This window comes from Pseudomonadota bacterium, from assembly GCA_026388255.1.
Taxonomy (GTDB): domain Bacteria; phylum Desulfobacterota; class Syntrophorhabdia; order Syntrophorhabdales; family Syntrophorhabdaceae; genus JAPLKB01.
The window spans coordinates 62498-76891 of sequence record JAPLKC010000094.1 but is presented as its reverse complement, the minus strand read 5'-3'; the positions used below and the strand labels follow the sequence as shown (position 1 = coordinate 76891).

General features: G+C 47.6%; 12 protein-coding genes. 1 reads left to right on the top strand and 11 read right to left on the bottom strand.

The genetic code is table 11. The features are described 5' to 3' along the window. From NT178_14705 to NT178_14655, 11 genes are all read right to left on the bottom strand, one after another. A partial coding sequence (locus NT178_14705) for an MFS transporter (GenBank protein ID MCX5813777.1) occupies positions 1-633 on the bottom strand: 633 nt, incomplete at its 3' end. Positions 634-695: 62 nt separating this feature from the next. After that, complete coding sequence (locus NT178_14700) at positions 696-1355, bottom strand: DUF2284 domain-containing protein (GenBank protein ID MCX5813776.1); 660 nt, start codon at positions 1353-1355, stop codon at positions 696-698. Positions 1356-1416: 61 nt separating this feature from the next. Beyond that, positions 1417-2010 carry a hypothetical protein gene (locus NT178_14695; protein ID MCX5813775.1) on the bottom strand — a complete coding sequence of 198 codons (594 nt, stop codon included), beginning with the start codon at positions 2008-2010 and terminating at the stop codon, positions 1417-1419. 17 nt (positions 2011-2027) lie between these two features. Next, entirely contained in the window at positions 2028-3221 is a 1194-nt protein-coding gene (locus tag NT178_14690) for an acetyl-CoA acetyltransferase (protein ID MCX5813774.1), read from the bottom strand. A gap of 31 nt (positions 3222-3252) precedes the next feature. Next, on the bottom strand, positions 3253-4671 hold the full coding sequence (locus NT178_14685; protein MCX5813773.1) for a hydroxymethylglutaryl-CoA synthase: 1419 nt from the start codon (positions 4669-4671) through the stop codon (positions 3253-3255). Between the two features lie 76 nt (positions 4672-4747). Beyond that, positions 4748-6343, bottom strand: coding sequence for an AMP-binding protein (locus NT178_14680; GenBank protein ID MCX5813772.1), 1596 nt, complete (start codon positions 6341-6343; stop codon positions 4748-4750). Between the two features lie 168 nt (positions 6344-6511). Beyond that, on the bottom strand, positions 6512-8194 hold the full coding sequence (locus tag NT178_14675; protein ID MCX5813771.1) for a PEP-utilizing enzyme: 1683 nt from the start codon (positions 8192-8194) through the stop codon (positions 6512-6514). Between the two features lie 75 nt (positions 8195-8269). After that, positions 8270-9292 (bottom strand): PEP/pyruvate-binding domain-containing protein, encoded by a 1023-nt coding sequence (locus NT178_14670; GenBank protein MCX5813770.1) that lies wholly within the window; start codon positions 9290-9292, stop codon positions 8270-8272. A gap of 20 nt (positions 9293-9312) precedes the next feature. Further along, the gene (locus NT178_14665; GenBank protein MCX5813769.1) at positions 9313-10548 is read right to left on the bottom strand and encodes a Tm-1-like ATP-binding domain-containing protein; all 1236 of its coding nucleotides are present in this window, start codon (positions 10546-10548) and stop codon (positions 9313-9315) included. A gap of 127 nt (positions 10549-10675) precedes the next feature. Continuing rightward, positions 10676-12148, bottom strand: coding sequence for an acetyl-CoA carboxylase biotin carboxylase subunit (locus tag NT178_14660; GenBank protein MCX5813768.1), 1473 nt, complete (start codon positions 12146-12148; stop codon positions 10676-10678). A 1-nt stretch (position 12149) separates the two neighbouring features. Beyond that, positions 12150-13898: a pyruvate carboxylase subunit B gene (locus tag NT178_14655; protein ID MCX5813767.1), complete on the bottom strand. Its 1749-nt coding sequence runs from the start codon at positions 13896-13898 to the stop codon at positions 12150-12152. A gap of 241 nt (positions 13899-14139) precedes the next feature. Here NT178_14655 and NT178_14650 point away from each other — a divergent pair. Then, a partial coding sequence (locus NT178_14650; protein ID MCX5813766.1) for a LysR family transcriptional regulator occupies positions 14140-14394 on the top strand: 255 nt, incomplete at its 3' end.

The following is a 14394-nucleotide window of genomic DNA, read 5'->3' as shown; positions in this document are numbered from 1 at the left end:
ATCGGTGATTTTTACCTTATGCCCGTGCTGCATAACAACCCTTTCCTTGCCTTCTTTACGCGCCTTGATCCCTGCTGCAACAGATGCCGGCTCATGCATAAGGAATGCTGCAATTATGGCGAGGACGGCGCCCGGTATTGATATGATGTAAAACACAGGCCGCCAGGACCCGAACTTGGTAAGGAGCCAGACAGCAAGAATTGGTCCCAAAAATACGCCGATAAGAAAAAAACTGCCGGGGATGAGGCTTACCAGCAAACCCCTCTTCTCCTCGGGTGATTCTTCCCCTACTGTAGCAATGATAGGACCCCAGGGGCCTCCCTCAAAAAATCCCAGGACTCCCCGGATTGCGAGCATACTGCCGAGCGTATTTACCATACCGGTCATCCAGGAAAAGATGGAAGCAAGAATGGTGCAGCCGACAATGACCGGGCGACGGCCGAATTTGTCACCGATAGCCGTGCCGAAGGCCCAGATGAGCCCTGTAATGGATATGATCATACCAACATCAGTATAACTGAACTTCATCTCAGCCTGAATCGCAGGCATAATAATAGCAATGACAATACGCTGAATAGCAATAAAGCCCCAGATCAAACCCGCAAGTATCGTAAATTTCAAATAATACTTCATAATCCCTCCTTTTTTTATTTCTGTGAACCTGTAATTCTTCGAATCACCTCCCGTTTAAGAATTCAGAAGATAAAAACGATCCCTACAGCAAGCGCTCGTGGTACCGCTGCAGGGTCCACACTTCTGTAAATCGGATAAATCTCCCACCCTGCTTTTCTCACCAAACGGTATACGTCTATCCCCATTCCCTCCATTGAAGGCCTGGCCTTAAGCGGGTGAGCACACTTGTTTCCCTGAATCACCTGACACTTTTCAGACGCACAGAGCGCTGTGTTACAACTGAACTGGCAGAATCCCATGGCAAGATAGTATCCATTGCCGAAGGCTGCTGTCTCCAGCCTGCCTGTTATTTCCATATCTCTTTTGGTCCACTGGACTCCTGCCTTACGTTGAACATCCCTGTCTGAAAATTCAGAAACAGGCATCACATCCAGCGCAAACAGGATTGCCCATTTGTAACGGCTGAACGCACGACGTACGAAGTCAATATCAGGGGCATTCGGCGGACAATATGCGCTTTTGCCGTAATGGGGACACATTGGAACAGTACACTTGAGCCTTACCCTCTCATCTACTTCCACCCAGTCGGCAGGTACAATTTCCGCCATCGATGCTCCAAGTTCGAGCGCCTTTTGCCTGAAATGCTCCAGGTCTTGCCGTAGTGTTTCGTAATTTATCTCCAACGAAATAAGCCGCGCAGGTCCTTTTACGTCATCATCCATTTTAGATCCCCTTTTTTCCGGTTCTTCAACCCCACACAGTTAAAGCTGCCGTCAAGTTTTTTCAGGTCCCGATTTTGAGCCCCAAACGTTCAAGTATATGAGGATATGCCTTTACCAACATCTTTTCCATTTCATGCAGGATGTTTGAAACATAGTCAGGGTTCTCCTCCACATAATTCCAAAGGGTGTTATCCTCGGGAATGTCCTTGAATCCGTAATCCTCCTGTACCAGGTATCCATCCCATTTTGATATCTCTCTTATGGTGAAGACTTTAGCCTTGATTTTTGGATAGAGTTCGGCAAGATCTTTCTTCTGGTCCGGCAATACTGCAATTATCATATCCGCCTCATCCAATATTTCAGGGGTCAGGGCGCTTGTCCTCCATTTATCAGAAACGGTGATGCCGTGACTGAGTAGCGCTACCAGCGTGCTTTCAGCAATAGGTCTGCCAAAAAAAGGTTCAGGTGGATTTATATGGAGTTCTGCCATCTTGTTTTTCATCTTCCTCGGAATAAACCCCGCTGACGTCACCCTTATCTTATCAACAAGCATCTTGTCTCTTTCGCTGATCAGCTTAGAGAAGAAGAACTCAGCGAAAGGACTTCGGTTGCGATTACCGATACAGACAAAAACTAAATGGAGCAGATCCTTCATTCTCCACTCGCTCTCAATCACCCTTTTTCGTTTCCCACAACAACACAGCACCCGACGCCATTCCCCGCATTACCTCCCAGATTGTGGGTCATACCCAGACGCGGATTCTTCACCTGACGGGGACCGGCCTTGCCTTGTAGTTGCTTGTATACCTCGTACATCATCCTCAGACCACTGGCGCCAAGAGGATGACCAAAGCATTTTAGCCCACCATCGGTATTCACCGGCAACTCCCCCTTCAGGGTAAACGTTCCTGCATCTATATCATCCCTGGCCCTTCCTCTCGGGCTAAAGCCCAGATCCTCGTATACTATCAACTCGTGGCAGGTAAAGCAGTCATGGACCTCGGCCATGCTTATCTCCTTTCGAGGGTCCTTTATCCCTGCCTCAGCATATACTTTCTTAGCGGCAAGAACATTTTCATCTATATGTACATAATCATAATCCTGCCTCATAGACCCCTGACGAGCCCCGACACTTATAGCCAGTCCCTTCACATAAACAGGATCACTCCGAAAGTTCTTTGCCATGTCGGCACGTGTTACGATAGCTGCAGCAGCGCCGTCGCTGACTCCGCAACAATCAAATAAGCCGAGAGGCCAGGCTACGATAGGCGCTTTTACTACCTGCTCAACGGTGAGTATGTTATGAAAATGAGCTTTGGGATTGAGACTGCCATTGTAATGATTCTTCACTGCAATTTCAGCAAGCAACCTCTTCCCTTCATCAGGATTCAGACCATAGTGATGGAAATACCTCGTTCCCAGGTAAGCAAAGGACGCAGGTGCGCTGTACCCAGAGCCAATTGCCGAACTTCCGTCAGTATTGTCACCGATTATGGAAGGGCCTTTTACCCCGGTTTGCCCGGAATCTTTGAGCTTCTCTACGCCTATTGCCAGGGCTATATCGCATACGCCGGCAGCAACTGCATAGCTTGCAGCCCTGAGGGCCTCAGACCCGGTGGCGCACATATTCTCAACCCTCGTAACAGGGATATATTGCAGCCCCAGGGGTGCCAGGGTAAGAGCGCTCATGCCTGAAAAAACCGTGCCGAGCCAGGCTGCCTGAACATCCTTAGGTTCTATACCTGCATCTTGAAATGCCTCGTAGGCTGCTTCGACAAGAAGATCTTCCACGCCCATGTCCCATCGTTCACCAAACCTGGTGCAACCCATCCCCACTATTGCAACTTTATCTTTAATACTCTCCATCGAAGCAGCTCCTTTAGCTCTTTTTAAAACCTTAAATCGGTTTTGCCTTCCAGAAATAGTTCAATATTCCTTTACCCTGAAAAAGTTTTCTAAAAACCATTTCTACAGGCATACCTATGGCAACTTTGTCGAGATTGTAATCTGTAAGTTCACATATCAGCCTGCCGCCTCCGTCAAAATCAATGACGCCGTTGAGACCGGGAGGGTTTTTGGTAGGCTGCAATATATCAACTGCATAGGTAAAGAGTTTCCCTGTTTTGTCAGAAAACTTATATGCTTCAAAATCATCTTTTGACTGGCATACAACACAGATCCTCGCAGTTTGTCCGATTGGATGTATTTGGGGAATGCCGCACTTTCTGCATTTAAACCCATACAAGGCTGTAACGGTTTTCCTTTCCCTCCATCTGGGTGCCAACGAAGGCTCAGCCCTGTCGGGAAGGCTTGAAGCTTCAAAGGGGATAAGATCGCGCCAGTTTAGATAGGTCCCATAATCGATGGACTTCTTTGCTGCCAACCTTTTTTTCACCATTGATTTGTTATGGATTCTGCCTATATTTTCAGTCACACAAAATATGAAAGTATCAACACCGTCGCCATAGTTCGCAAATAAAATCCTGTCTCCTGGTTTTGCTTCCTCCAGGACAGCCGCCAACATGATAAATGATGCAGCTACACCGGTATTGCCAATCTGCTCAAACAAAGGGTCCTGAACCTGAGACCTGTCAAAACCCAGTCTTTTCGCCAGAGCGGCATGTTGTTTATTATCTGATGCATAGTAAACAATTTTAGAAAAATCCCCGGGAACAAGTGAATGCTTTTTCATCAATTCTGAAACAGCTTCCTGCATTATAGGCATATAACCTGCTTCGTCTATAAACCGCCCTTCCCCGGATTGAACAAACATATCATCCTCAGTTCGCCATAAATCAGTAAAATCACTAAAAATTGAATAATTATCTTCAATAGTCGCAAGAAGGTCGCTTGACCCTATCATGAGGGCACAAGCCCCGTCTCCCAGGTTTTGTTCAAGCCTTCCCCCTGGTGCACCAATGCGGCAGTCTGAGGCCGTCACCAGAATCCTCCCGGCGGAGCCACTCACAACCGCATCTATAGCCGCTTTCAATGCTATGGTTCCCGCTCTCAGGGAGTTGCTGAAGTCAGCCGTATAGCATCTCTTATCCAGATCAAGTGCACTGGCTATGATGGCAGCGCTCTGTTTCTCCTTGTATGGGGCAGTGGTTGTAGCCGCATAAAGTCCGTTCACATCTTCGTTGCCGGGCTTTAAGCAGTCAATGGCGGCAGCTACAGCCATTGTAACAGTGTCCTCGTCGTAACCTGCCACAGCCTTTTCTCCGGCGGCTGCCCCGGCTTTCCACATTTTTTCTATTTCTTCCCTGTTCAGCCGGTACATAGGGATATAGGCGCTAACCGATGTAATGCCTACCATCTTTCCTCCTTAGCAAACCCTCGTTGTTTTAATCTTCCAAATTTACTTTTCCTTATTGTATTGCACCATCCGATTTTTATCTCTTCACTTCAACTCCAGCTTTTTCCCTGTCCCATGTATTCGGGGTAATGCCGGCTTGTTTCAACAAGTATTTCTGTACACGCTCTGTAGGCGTCTTAGGCAAACTGTCCATGAACTCCACAAATCTCGGTACCGCAAAATATGGCATTCTTTCATTGGCATATTCGATCAGATCTTCAGGTGTTAGGGTCTCGCCTGTTTTAAGGACAACGCATATTTTTACTTCATCTTCCGGCATTTCAGCCTTCACTGCAACGGCTGCCGACTCAAGAATCTTCGGGTGTGTATTAATGGCCCTTTCCACCTCAAAGGATGAGATATTCTCTCCTCTTCTACGGAGGGAATCCTTCTTTCTGTCGATAAAATAAAGGTAACCGTCGGTGTCCCTTTTGGCTAAATCGCCGGTATGGAACCAGAGATTGCGGCAGGATTCCAGAGTTTTATCCGGCATATTGTAATACTCGATCATCATGGTAAAAGGCTCTTTCGGGCGGAACACAATCTCTCCCGGCTCATCTGGAGGTACTTCATCGTCATTGTCATCAAAAAGTTTGACTTCATAGATAGGCAGAGGTTGTCCGCATGAACCCGGCCTTCTGTCATAAAGAGTCGTGTGGACCGGAATGCCTATCTCCGTCATCCCGAATCCTTCCATGCATTTCAACCCGAATCGTTTTTCAAAGTAGTCCATTACATTCTGAGGACAACCTGCTCCAAAAGCTATCTTGACCGGATTATCAAGATCGTCCGGTTTCTCCGGCTGTTTTGCGAGTATCGGTATCACTGCTCCGAGATAGTTGAACTGGGTTGCCCCGCAACGGCGGATTTCTTCCCAGAAGCGGCTGGCGCTGAATTTATCGGAAAGCACCATCTGGCCTTCTGCGAGCAGAGCAGTTATTGTTGTGAGACATTGACCGTTCATATGATAAAGCGGCAAGAATGTATAGAAAATGTCGTCTTTTCCGCCCTCACGCAACGGGAGCAACTGCTCGGCCACCGTAATCCAGAACTTATGGGGACCAAGGGCGCCTTTGGAAAGACCGGTTGTCCCTGAGGTGTATATGATGTTTTGGGGATCTGAGGGGTAGATCTTTACATCGACAGGTGTCTCTGGAGCATTAAAGAACTCCTCAAAACTGATCAAGGGAACCTTATATCCGGCGGCTTTCTCTTGTTCGAGACCTCCCAGGACCACTACTTTTTTCACCTTCGGTAAAGCATCCTCTATCAGTTTGACGCGATCCAGAAACTCGTGGGCAACCACAAGAATCTTCGAATCAGACTGGTCAATAATATGTCGCAGGAACTCACCCTTATAGGATGTATTGATCGGAACCTCCACTGCCCCCATCTTTGCCGAGCCAAACCAGAGATGTATATATTCCGGGCAGTTGGGAAGCATGATGCTGACCTTGTCTCCCTTTGCTACCCCCTGGTTAATAAAAGCGTTTGCGCAACGGTTTGCATAACGATTCATGTCGTCATAAGTGAATGACTGATCCTTAAAACGGAGAAAGATTTTATCCGTATTCCTCTGCGCCCTATCCTCGATCAACTCTCCAAGCACCTGCGGTAAGGGTGTTTTTGCCATTATAATTTCCTCCTTTTAAGAATAACTATTTTCAGCACATCAGTGATTTTTTAACTATAAAAAGCATCTCTTATCTTACCATATTCCCCTATTTAACCTTATCTGAATCAATATTCATATCTATCCAAAGCCTTACTCGGGGTAGAGGGAAATTTGAGTTGCAGATAACTATTTATCCATAATAAAAACCACCCCGCGGTTGCCATCTACCCAGATCTTGTCACCGGTCTTTATCTTCTGCGTGGCCTCAATGGTTCCCGAAACGCAGGGGATACCAAATTCTCTGGCCATGATAACAGGATGAGACAGGGCACCGCCGCCGTCAGTCACAAGTCCCTTGATTATACCGAAAACTACCATCCATGCCGTAGAGGTGCCTGGGGCAACCAGTATTTCGCCGGGTTTCAATTCAGCGATATTATCCACGCTCATGATCACCCTTGCTGTTCCCTGGAAGGAACCCGGAGCGCATGCAGCACCGTACAGATCTGCCTTCAGTTCTTTTCTCACAACAGGAACCTGTGTGGAAACAAGAAGGGTAGGATCGCTTCGGACCACGTCCTGTGCCTGGCTTATATCACCAAAGAAGGGTACAGGTTCGATCTTCATGTTCTCTTCCCAAGCCTCTTTACGACGCTCCACATAGGGACGGAGATTGATCCTTCCCATGGATACTGCAGCTTTACGTACTTCGTTGGGATGGAGGAAGTAGACGTCCTCAGCATCGTTGATACTCCCGGCCTGTGCAAACCTCCTGCCGAACTCCTGGAGAATCCATCGGCCTATTGCACCTACATAACAGTCGCAAAAATAACCATGATCCTCGCTCCAGTAGCCTGACTTCTGGGCAGCCTTTACCAGCAGACCAAAAGCCGGTCTTTGTACCTCCGGCACCTTGGCAAGAATTTCCTTTTCGGCCTGCTCGCGATCTTTGATAACACGTTCCCGCTCCACGTCGAATTTAAAAACAGTTTGCGACATAAGAAGCTTGATCCTTCCGAGGGCTTGAGCAGGCTTCTCAAGCCACACCGGGCTGTCGTAGGAGTGTGCCCGGTCGGAGCGCCACCCGTGTTCCAGCAAGAACTCATGGTAGAGGCTATTCCATGTTCTTCCCGCCTCTGAGGTATTGAGTTTGTCTATGAGCACATCATCCCCGGTATTCATGAAGGTGTCTTCCAAACCAAGTTCTACCGCCTTCCGGCCGAGCTGCCACATCATACGCCCCATTTTCATATCCTGATTCTCGAACCCCGACATGAGCTTGTGGAAGTTCGGATCAATAGAGGGCTCTTCTCCAAAAAGGGCCCGCCACATCTCCTGGAGTAGGCCGACAATATAAAAAGATGCCATGAGCATGATAAAATGGATTTCACCTTCTTTACGATTGATGATGTAAGCAAAGTCGAGAAAAAAGCTCAAGAGGTCAGCATTGTTTAGTTTCTTTATATCATCCCACTCCTTGAGTCCCCGCGCTTCTTTGGCCTCCTTGTACATCTTCAGCAACTCCGCTTTCAGAGGGTCCCAAACGCCGTCAAAGTTCTCAAGGAAGGGTTTGATCTTCTCTCTGAAGATGGGCTCCCGCTCTTTTGCCTCCTCAGGAGTGGTACGGATCGCAGTAATATAAGGATAGCCTTTTACGAACCGCGAGTCCCAGCCATGAGTAGTGGGTAAATGCAGGGTTTCAGCTCCGTAGCGCACCCCATGATAGTACCAGTACCAGCCAATGCCCATGTAAGTTGGTTTCATGGGCGGTCTGCCATGAACTACGTCGCATAGTAAAACACCGTATTCTTTTGGGTCTTTCTCATCATCAAATTCGTAAAACGATAAATCGTAAGCATCATGTAACATTGTCTTACCCCCTTATTTTTTATGCCGTCGCATAATCGCTACGGATTACAGCAAATTCAACACATCGTTCTGACACTACCTGAAAGAGAGCATGCCGATCATTAGATCAGCAACCTGGTCCGCTGCACTCTGCTTTGCGATGACAACAGGGCGCGTCTGCAACAATATAATGTTAGGAAAAGGCATGTCCTCATCCACAGCCCATTCAATGTCCTGAGGAACGCCGAAGTGCGCCTCGAGCTTATTGGCCAGTTTTCCAATCTCGTACAACTCCTCATCGGTCAGGCAATAAGAACAAGCCTTTTCAGGTGCGATCTCAGCATCATCGATTCCACACTCCAGGCATACCGTGGCTTTGTCTTTTTTGCCAAGTGTTCTTTCACGGATTTCCAGGGTCTCCTTGTTTAGGACCCAGCGGTCGGGCATGAGTTCACCACTGACAACGCTTTCGCCCAAACCCCAGTTCGCTTCGACTATAATCTTGGAGGTGTCGCCAGTATTGGGATCAGCGCTAAAGGCAATGCCGGCTGAGCGGGCTTTGACCATAGTCAGCACGGCCACGCCGATAGGCTCCTTCCCAAGGGGCATATCCTTCTTGATGCGAAATGCAACGGAGCGCTCATTACAGGTGCTTGCCCAAACCTTCCGCACCTTATCCAGGAGGTCTTCCTTACCCTTCACGTTTAGGTATGTCTCATACTGCCCGGGATGACTTACTGCCCCGGCGGAACGGGTGGATACGGCCAGGTCCAACGCACAGGCACTGTCACAAAGCTTGCCGTAATATGACAGGATAACATCCGACATCTCCGTGGGCATAGGTTTGGACTCCATAATCTGTCGCATTTTCAAACTGAGTTGACGAATCCCTTCAATATCATCAGCAGCGGGTTTGTGATCTTCAAGATAACGTCCGATTTCCTCCGCTGCCCCGGTCTTATTCGTAAACATAGTATAGCCATCGATGGACAGACAGAATCCCTTCGGAACAGGTAGCCCTGCTTTAGCGATCTCACCAAGATTGGCGCATTTTTTACCAACACGTTCATTGTCCTCCTTGCCCAGTTCCTCAAGCCAATAAATCCATTTATCAGACATGATGCCCTCCTTTATAGCTTTCAAGCGTGTTGTAATTCCTTAAAAATTCTGTCAAAGGCTTTGACCATAGCCTCAGCAAACTCAGGGTCTTCGAGATTGCATGAAACATCTACAATTTCTACCTGTGGTTTCAAACCTTCTTTTAATGCATCAATAAAAACCCGGTCTCCCTCCGGATCATAGAGTACAGAACCCTCCCGGTCTATGGCAGACCAGCCCTTTAGAGGTACAAAGAATTTCACCGGCCCTTTTGCTTTATTTAATTTCTCTCTGTAAAAGCCGGCAGCATATTGTAATTCATCAGCATTGTAACGGGTCATTGCTCTCATCTCGTCCATTTTCATTATTCGTGGTCTTGATATATATTGTTCCCTGTTCTTACGGGTTACACCACATCCTGTGAGGTTTATCGTACAGGGAGCAAGGATCATAGGGATACCTCTGTTGCAGGCCGCATCAATCCTCTCCATACCGGCCGGTCTGTTCCCCTGAAAGATCTCCTCGATTAAGCCTGCCGGAACTATGTCTATGACACCATCGAAGAAACCCTGAGAGATAAGCCGGTCCATCGCCCTTTCGCTTATCCCTTGAGCATGAAACGTACAAACATGGTATCCTCTCTCCTCCAGCAACGCCTCAACCTGCCTGGTGCACTTGGGACAGAAACCGATTTCCGTTATTGCCACAGCCGGATAAGGCAGGGACAGAGAGGTATGAGGAAAGCTCTCCTCCACCATTCCCGAAATCACTCCTGCAATCTGTCCGATAGCATGAGTCAAAAGTTCGTTCATTCCTGTAAATTCCATAATTATTTGCATTACAAGGATATCCATAGAGTCAAACCACTCTGCCGAATAAGCAGGCATGGCCGCTGACGTGGCAATCACTTTCGGTATCCCGAAGGGAAGTTTCGACATTACCCTGGAACCTATAAGTGCCATTGATGCTCCGCCAAGGGCTACTGCGCCATCTACCTCCTGTCTGGAAAGAAGTTCCAGAATCTTCTGCTGCGCCCCTTTTATCATTACCTCTGTTTTCATATGTCTATCTCTCGAGGCTATGAACTCTTCCGTATTCTTTCCCATAAGGCCGGCGATCTCCTGCGGATTAATGTCAGCCTGTATTGCGGAGCTGCCTCCCATGCTAAGGTCCATTGTAATAACCCTGTGCCCTCTGGAGACAATTTTCTCTTTTAAGAGCTGTAAATGGTCCCCTTTTGTATCAAAAGTCCCCAGAATGACAATTGTTTTTCCCATAAAACTCCTTCTTTAATGAACCTCCCCACAGCAGAACTGCGAGGTATCCCCTAACCCTGCCCTCTCCAGCAATGAGCAAGTAAATATGGTCATCCCGAAGCAAAGCTTCGAGGAATATGTGATTTATTTATCTCTGCCCGTACATCTGTGTCATCGCAGTCACAGCAGCGATAGCGGCGATTCTCTTTTTTTCTTCAACCAGTTTAGGGAGTTTTTCTTCTAATGATCTCTCCCGTTCTATAATGCTCTTCATATCATCGAACAGGGTAGTCTCGCTTTCGATAAAATGGGTTCCCAGTTTGCCTTTCACAAAGCGCGGGTTTTCCATGACCGCCAGGTGGAAGGGGATATTGTTCTTCATTCCGGTGATAATGTATTCATAGAGCGCCCGCCGCATTCTCTGTATTGCCTCATTCCGGTCATTTCCCCAGACAATAAGCTTTGCGATCATGGGGTCATAAAAGGGAGGTATCGTATACCCGCTGTACACGCCGCTGTCAACGCGAACACCCGGACCTCCCGGAGCATTATAGCTTTTGATCTTCCCCGGTGTCGGGACAAAGTCTTCAAAGGGATCTTCCGCATTGATACGGCATTCAATAGCGCTCCCCCGCAGTTTCACGTCCTTCTGTGCGATACTTAAGGGCAATCCCGAGGCGATCCGTATCCCCTCTTTCACTATATCCACACCTGTTACCATCTCCGTCACCGGGTGCTCCACCTGCACACGAGCATTCACTTCCATGAAATACAATTTTCCATCAGAGTAAAGGAACTCCATGGTCCCTGCGCCTTCATAACCGACCATCCTTGCGGCGTTTGCAGCTTTCTCTCCAATCTCTTTGCGGAGCTTTGCAGATACGGCCGGGGAAGGGGATTCCTCGATCAACTTCTGATGTCTTCGTTGTATGGAACATTCCCGTTCTCCAAGGTGGATGGCGTTTCCGTGGGAGTCTCCCATTAGCTGAAACTCTATATGGCGGGGATTGGTAAGGTATTTCTCAATGTATACATCGGCTATGCCGAAGGTGGTCGCGGCAATGGCCTGCGTCGACTCCAAAGCCTTTTCCAGTTCTCCTTCACTCCACACGATGGTCATCCCGATTCCCCCTCCACCACCGGAGGGTTTGATGATAATCGGATACCCGGTTTCCTCGGCTATGTCCCTTGCCTGCTTGAATTGTGTAACACATTCATCGGTCCCCGGCACCACAGGTACTCCCGCTCTTATCATCTCGCGGCGTGCTGCTACCTTGTCGCCAAGGAGTGCAAGAACCCTGCTCGACGGTCCGATGAACTTTATGCCCTCTTCTTCACACATCCTGGCAAATTTAGGGTTCTCGGCAAGAAAACCATAGCCGGGGTGGATTGCGTCTGCCCCGCATTCTTTTGCCGCTTTAATCACTTTTTCGATATTCAAATAACTTTGGGTTGCCGGCGCCGGGCCAAGCAGATATGCTTCATCAGCATATTTCGCAAATAGTGCATCTTTGTCTGCCTCAGAATAGACAGCAACAGAAAGAATGCCCATCTCCCGGCAGGCACGCATGACACGGATGGCTATTTCACCACGATTTGCTATAAGGATTTTCTTGATCATTTTACGCCACCACCATCAAAAGATCCTCAGGCTCAACGATCTCGCCTTCCTGGGCACAAATCTCTTTTACTATCCCGTCATGCGGGCAGTTTATGTGTCTTCTCATTTTCATTGCCTCGATCATTGCCACCAGATCCCCTGCTTTTACTCTATCGCCAACCTTTACTTCAAAGGAAAGGACCAATCCTGCCATGCCGGTTAAAATAGCACCAGCCGGCAGTTTTTCAGGTTTCTTCGATTTCTTCGAACCATCCTGTTGCTGCACCTCTGCTACGTTTTCGCTCCCATTCCAGACCGGTGAAATCTTGATATTAAATACGTCCCCGTCTACTTCCACACTGAATTCCTTAGGAAAATCAACAGGCACATTGCCTGACACCGCAGGCTTTGCCATTGTTTTCACTATTTTTTTCTCAGATTTACCGTTTTTCACAGGCTTTCCCGGAATAAGGAGCTTGAGCAAAAGGTCGTCATCGGAAAGATCAGGGCCAACTTCTTTACGGATCTCTTCAACGGATTTGAGGTACCCTTCTGGAACCCAATTGAGAAATTCTTTGGTCCTGGGTAAGCTCATCACCCTGTCTTTGACGTTCTGGTCAACGGGAACAATCGGCTCTCCATAGTACCCGAGAATATACTTAATTGCCTCATCTGTGACCTGTTTATACCGCTCCCCAAGGATTATGTTTTCTATAGCCTGTGCGCCTACAATCTGCGAATAGGGAGTTGCCATTACAGGATATCCAAAATCCTTCCGGACCAGGACAACCTCCTCAAGTATCTCTGCAAGACGGTTTTCCATGCCTACTTCCCTGAGTTGTCTTGTGAGATTTGACATCATGCCGCCGGGCACCTGATGCTCAAAATGAAAGAGGTCGTATTCCATCGGCATTCCAATGGGCAGGCCCTCCATTTCGGCAATTTTTCTGAAATGTGCTGAAACGTTTGCAAGGGCATCTTCATCCAGGTCTGACGTAAAACCCAAACGCTTGGCATTCTTTAAAATACTCTCTGTGGCCGGCAAAGAAGTGCCATTGGCAAGAGGTGCAACGGCTGTATGCACTGTTGTGACTCCAGCTTTAATAGCTTCGATATAACACAGAGGAGCAAGTCCTGCATTGCAATGAGAGTGGAACTCAATCGGCAGACCGCCGCAATTCTTCAGAACAACGGACACGAGCTTTCGGGTATCTTCAGGCGTTATGACTCCTGACGCATCCTCTATCATGATGCGATCCACACAATTCTTCTCAGCCGCTATCATCCGGGTCTTTTCCGCCCAGTGCTCACTGGTGTGGACAGGACTGGAAGTATACATTAGAGACGGTACTACTTCGGCGCCTTCGGCCTTGGCTAATTGTGCAAAGTAGCGAAACCTCTCCATATTATCCTGGTAATCGCATATCCAGAAACTTTTTATTCCATGAGCAATTGATCTCTTAATCCAGAGGGTGATAATGTCACGGGGAGTGCTCAAATCGAAGGAGGAAAGGCTTCCCGTCTGGTAGGACCCGCGCAGAGGGGTTCTGGTTATAAGCCTGGAAAGTACCCGGATTCTCTCCCAGGGATTTTCATCGAGATTACGTACCTGTATAGTAAATGCCTGACTACCTACTGTTCCAATGGCTCTGTATCCGACCTTATCCATCATCTCCGCAATAGGGGTCATATGTTCTGTTCTCATGGTATAACCCCACAGACTTTGTTGCGCATCCCGTATGGTCTGATCGACGAAATCTATCTTATTCATGTTGTTGCAGTCCTCCTTTTTAAGGGTTTCTCCTTATTATGTCTCTTTCTTATCATCCTTAGAATCAGGCAGTTCAACATAACCGTAATATCCACGCCCTCTGAGATATTCTCATCCAGTTGATGTATACAATCAATTCATACTTTCTAATGAATTCATAAGCTGTCAAGATTTTATGGCGTCAAACCAAAAGACATAAAATTAGATTGACTCATTATTTGCAATGATTTAGAATACTTAAATGAAGCCGCCTCAGATCAACCTCCAACACATAATTTCCTTTTACTATGTAGCCAAAGAAAAAAGTTTCAGCGAAGCTGCTGAAAAACTGTTTGTCACACAACCTGCGGTGACCCAACAGATAAGGGCATTGGAGGTTCAATACGGAGTAAAGCTTGTCAATATAAAGAAGAAGCGCGTTTTTCTTACCAAAGCAGGAGAGAGACTGTTTGTCTATGCGGAAGAACTCCTTGATCATGCAATAATGACTGATAGT

What these genes read in the sequence shown, in the direction of transcription:
- NT178_14700 (MCX5813776.1), bottom strand. Translation starts at nt 1,355, where the DNA reads ATGGATGATGACGTAAAAGGACCTGCGCGGCTTATTTCGTTGGAGATA.
- NT178_14695 (MCX5813775.1), bottom strand. Translation starts at nt 2,010, where the DNA reads ATGAAGGATCTGCTCCATTTAGTTTTTGTCTGTATCGGTAATCGCAAC.
- NT178_14690 (MCX5813774.1), bottom strand. Translation starts at nt 3,221, where the DNA reads ATGGAGAGTATTAAAGATAAAGTTGCAATAGTGGGGATGGGTTGCACC.
- NT178_14685 (MCX5813773.1), bottom strand. Translation starts at nt 4,671, where the DNA reads ATGGTAGGCATTACATCGGTTAGCGCCTATATCCCTATGTACCGGCTG.
- NT178_14680 (MCX5813772.1), bottom strand. Translation starts at nt 6,343, where the DNA reads ATGGCAAAAACACCCTTACCGCAGGTGCTTGGAGAGTTGATCGAGGAT.
- NT178_14675 (MCX5813771.1), bottom strand. Translation starts at nt 8,194, where the DNA reads ATGTTACATGATGCTTACGATTTATCGTTTTACGAATTTGATGATGAG.
- NT178_14670 (MCX5813770.1), bottom strand. Translation starts at nt 9,292, where the DNA reads ATGTCTGATAAATGGATTTATTGGCTTGAGGAACTGGGCAAGGAGGAC.
- NT178_14665 (MCX5813769.1), bottom strand. Translation starts at nt 10,548, where the DNA reads ATGGGAAAAACAATTGTCATTCTGGGGACTTTTGATACAAAAGGGGAC.
- NT178_14660 (MCX5813768.1), bottom strand. Translation starts at nt 12,148, where the DNA reads ATGATCAAGAAAATCCTTATAGCAAATCGTGGTGAAATAGCCATCCGT.
- NT178_14655 (MCX5813767.1), bottom strand. Translation starts at nt 13,898, where the DNA reads ATGAATAAGATAGATTTCGTCGATCAGACCATACGGGATGCGCAACAA.